Below are 4,085 nucleotides of genomic sequence, written 5' to 3'. Positions count from 1 at the left end.
TAAGGATACCCCACCTTGTTTTTTTAAGCCTAAAACTTACTTACACAGACTATTGTACGTCATCGGCTACGCCTTGCGGGATTTCACCGATCATGTTCATCCCACAGGAGTCTCATAATTTCCCGGACCTTCTTGCTTTCGTGAGAAGAACGGAAGCATCAGATGTGGTTCTTCAACTGAAAAGTACTTGAATATATTGTGGTTGGTTTAGTTAATTCTCTTATCAAATTCACTTTTTCAGTGGCCTTGCTTTGCTCTGCAGGATCTCGTCTAGTCCGCTTTTCCCTGCCCTCCCTGCTTTATTTTCACGAACGGACGCGAGTGGTGGGACTTCCCCCATAATGAAAACAGAGGACAAACATGCTGTTATATCAATGGCTACGTGGCAACTCCTAAGATTCGTTGATGTTCCGCACCTCTTTTTCATGGCAAGGTGGGCGGTGAAATTACGAGACTCCTGCGGGATGAGAGGATAGGCCACTGAAAAACTGATAATATAAGAAAAAAAGAACTAAATCAATCAATATATAGAAGGCAAAGTCAATGGGGTCACCGATATATCTAATGGCATCACACAGATCTATTGAGCCATTAGATAAGTTGTTAAAAATCGGGTGTGATCGCCTGTTTATATGAAGTGTACCTAATAAGAGACCTAAAAAAACCTCTGTGGCAATAAATTCAGGCCATAAATGGCAGCTAGGGGTTTACCTGGCGTATATGCCTACCCTCTACCACCTCCAAATTTACATTACAGGTCAATTTGGTGTTCTTAGTAGATCATTTCAATGGCAACATTTACACAGCACCCCCGATTTCCATAAAAAAGGTTCCGTTCCACTCTTCATAGTCATGGGGGATAGGAAACATCTAGACTCCTGCGGAAAAGGATAGACTGGCGAGACGCCGCAGAGCTTTAGGAGGCTTGCCGTCTTCCCCGCGGAAAGCGAGTGGTTTCCCATCCCCCATTCTCCGATGAAAGCAACGGAACCTCCTTTTTTACAACTCTTTATTCACCAATACATAAAATTGCGATGTAAGTATTAAAAAAGTTTCCTTATTCTTTTGGAGAACCTGGCGGATAATAATTAGGTTCATCGATATTATCGATAGTCGTTTTTAATGTATTCCATACTGCTTCAAATGGATTAGGCATGCTATCCACCTCCTCAACCCTATCGTCCCCAAGTACTTTCAATAAAATGTAAACTAAATGGAAATTTAATAACCCATTTAAGAACATTAACCAAAAATAGGAAGTCATCAATTCTTTCGTTATGCACAAAATAACGATTGTAAATAAAAGTAAAAGGAGCGAGCAAAATGACAGTTATAAGTGATGTAAAAACAACCGTAGCAGGTCTAAAAAGTGCGCAAGCAAGTTTTGAAACTTTTGCACTCGGAACGGAAAATCAGCAAGCTAAACAACTATATGAACAGTCAGCACAAGACACACAGACTATTATCAATAATTTAGAATCTCGTGTTACCGAAATTGAACAGGAAGAACCTCAATACAAACAACAATAAATGATGAGTGAAACAGGTTAGCTATCATTGCTAGCCTTTTTCCTTCATCAATCGTTTTATCTGAGGTGGTGAATTTATATGAAAAAATTATTAACCCTAATGATTACATTATTCGCGTTAGCAGCTGGCTGTCAATCGGATAATGAAACGAAGAAAACGGATTCTTCTCAACCTATACAACAACTTTCAAATGGTGAATTAAACGATCAAAATGTGTCTAAACAAGCTGAGGAAGTTTTGCAAAAGAAAAACCATTTGCAAGATCTTCAGGCTATTAATGACGACAAAAAGCTTTTGATTGCAGCCCAAGTCCCACATAATGAACGTTTTCAAATGAAAAAAATTGAAAAGAGATTAACAGAACAGGCTGAAAAACAATTTTCAGGTCATAATGTTACTCTTTCTTTGGATAAAAAAATCCATTTGGAAGTAGAGAAGCTGAAACAGCAATTAGCTAATGGGAAGATAAATGAGAAAAAACTAACGACGGAAATTAATCGCATTATTAAACTTTCTAAAGAAAAAACATAAAAGTAGGTGTTCTTCATGTCCAATAACAAAAAAAAGAATCTTTCCCCTGTTCAACAAGAATACCAACAGTTTCAAAGTGAACGTGAAGTGAAAAGACCCGTCCTTACAAATTGTATAAAGGCTTTTTTAATCGGGGGATTGATTTGTTTGATTGGACAGTTCATCCAAACCTTTTTCATTTATAATTTCAACTTCACTGAACAAACAGCAGGCAATCCTACAGTAGCCGTGATGATCTTCATTACTATGCTCTTAACTGGGTTTGGAGTCTACGACAGAATTGCTCAATATGCAGGAGCTGGTTCAGCCGTACCTGTAACAGGTTTCGGAAATGCCGTCATATCAGCAGCTATGGAACACCGTACCGAGGGATTTATTCTTGGAGTAGGCGGAAACATGTTTAAACTTGCCGGTTCTGTCATCATGTCCGGTGTATTTGCCGCCTTTGTCATCGCCCTCATCAAAACCATTCTCATAGAGTGGGGTGGACTATAATGCGTACATGGATTTTTGATAATAAACCCGTGATCGTCTCTACTGGTACAGTTGGTGGGCCTTTTGAAGCTAAAGGAAGACTGGCAGAAGATTTTGATATTCTCCACCAGGATATTTGGATAAAAGAAGACACGTTTGAAAAAGCTCATAAAGTAATGTTGGAACAAGCCGCTTTAAGGGCTACTGAAAAAGCTAATATTAAAAAAGAGGATGTCCAGTTTTTCCTTGGCGGTGATTTAATCAACCAAATAACGCCTACGAGTTTTTCAGCAAAAACGATCGGTGCTGCGTACTTAGGTTTATTCGGCGCTTGTTCAACATCCATGGAAGGACTCGCTTTAGCCGCATTTCTTATCAATCATGGTGGAGCGGACTGTGTATTGACCGGGTCATCAAGCCACAATGCTGCGGTTGAAAAACAATTTCGTTACCCAACAGAATACGGTTCTCAAAAGCCTCCCACCTCCCAGTGGACTGTTACTGGCGCAGGTGTATCGGTGGTTAAGAATAAAGGAGAAGGACCCGTCGTTACCTCGGCCACGATTGGAAGGGTCATCGACATGGGATTGACAGATCCATTCAATATGGGTGGCGCTATGGCCCCGGCAGCTGTTGATACGATCGAAACCCATTTAAAGGAACGGAATATCGACTCATCCTACTACGACCTAATTGTGACAGGTGATCTTGGCCACATTGGCAGAGAATGCGCACTAGATTTGTTTAAAAAACATAATACCGAAATCAAAGAAGAACAGTTTCAAGATTGTGGTCTAATGATCTATCGTGAAGGTCAACCTGTATTAGCTGGCGCGAGTGGCTCAGGATGTTCAGCCGTCGTTGTATATGGTCACTTATTAAATCGCATGAAAAAAGGGGAAATTAAACGAATGCTTGTTGTGGCTACTGGTGCCTTGCTATCCCCATTAACTTTTCAGCAAGACGAAACGATACCATGTATCGCCCATGCCGTTTCCATTGAATATGGAGGTGGGAAAGAATGATCTTTTTTTGGGCCTTCGTCATTGGCGGAATTATATGTGTTATTGGACAAATTATGTTTGATGTACTCAAACTCACTCCTGCCCATACATTGAGCACATTAGTTGTATTAGGGGCCATATTAGACGGCTTTGGTTTATATGAACCTCTCATCGATTTTGCAGGTGCAGGTGCTACCATTCCAATCACAAGCTTCGGTAACGCATTGGTACACGGCGCTATGGAAGAAGCAGCAAAGCACGGAATTGTTGGAGTGGTAACTGGCATGTTCGAAGTAACCAGTGCGGGTATATCTGCAGCCATTGTATTTGGAACCATCGCAGCGATTATTTTCAAACCGAAAGGATAAGGAGTAAAGACTATGACAGTAAGTTCTAACGTAAAACAGTGTCTTGCCACAGTGAAAAATATAGAAGCTGGCCTTTCTACACTGGCAAGCAATACCGGTGACGAAAAGGCTCAACGCCTTTTTCATGAAGAAATGCTTGTCATGGAAGAAATCAAACAAGACATCATGAAACGCATAG

Annotated in this window: 7 protein-coding genes; all 7 read left to right on the top strand. The window is 40.5% G+C overall.

Annotated features, from left to right (window positions below):
* On the top strand, positions 1 to 191 hold a 191-nt coding region (locus ACFQIC_RS00240), incomplete at its 5' end, for a hypothetical protein (protein WP_390216885.1).
* 1,132 nt (positions 192 to 1,323) lie between these two features.
* Positions 1,324 to 1,530, top strand: a complete 207-nt coding sequence (locus ACFQIC_RS00235) for a DUF1657 domain-containing protein (RefSeq protein ID WP_204706140.1) — start codon at positions 1,324 to 1,326, stop codon at positions 1,528 to 1,530.
* 78 nt (positions 1,531 to 1,608) lie between these two features.
* Positions 1,609 to 2,061, top strand: a complete 453-nt coding sequence (locus ACFQIC_RS00230; RefSeq protein ID WP_204709979.1) for a YhcN/YlaJ family sporulation lipoprotein — start codon at positions 1,609 to 1,611, stop codon at positions 2,059 to 2,061.
* 15 nt (positions 2,062 to 2,076) lie between these two features.
* Positions 2,077 to 2,556 carry a stage V sporulation protein AC gene (spoVAC, locus tag ACFQIC_RS00225; protein WP_204709981.1) on the top strand — a complete coding sequence of 160 codons (480 nt, stop codon included), beginning with the start codon at positions 2,077 to 2,079 and terminating at the stop codon, positions 2,554 to 2,556.
* Positions 2,556 to 3,560 carry a stage V sporulation protein AD gene (spoVAD, locus tag ACFQIC_RS00220; RefSeq protein ID WP_204709983.1) on the top strand — a complete coding sequence of 335 codons (1,005 nt, stop codon included), beginning with the start codon at positions 2,556 to 2,558 and terminating at the stop codon, positions 3,558 to 3,560. The genes spoVAC and spoVAD overlap by 1 nt, the downstream gene beginning before the upstream one ends.
* Positions 3,557 to 3,907: a stage V sporulation protein AE gene (gene spoVAE / locus ACFQIC_RS00215; protein WP_204709992.1), complete on the top strand. Its 351-nt coding sequence runs from the start codon at positions 3,557 to 3,559 to the stop codon at positions 3,905 to 3,907. The genes spoVAD and spoVAE overlap by 4 nt, the downstream gene beginning before the upstream one ends.
* A 12-nt stretch (positions 3,908 to 3,919) precedes the next feature.
* A partial coding sequence (locus ACFQIC_RS00210; protein ID WP_390216886.1) for a DUF1657 domain-containing protein occupies positions 3,920 to 4,085 on the top strand: 166 nt, incomplete at its 3' end.

It is taken from the genome of Halobacillus seohaensis, from assembly GCF_042663045.1.
GTDB classification, from domain to species: domain Bacteria; phylum Bacillota; class Bacilli; order Bacillales; family Halobacillaceae; genus Halobacillus_A; species Halobacillus_A seohaensis.
This window is presented reverse-complemented; position numbering and strand designations above follow the sequence as displayed.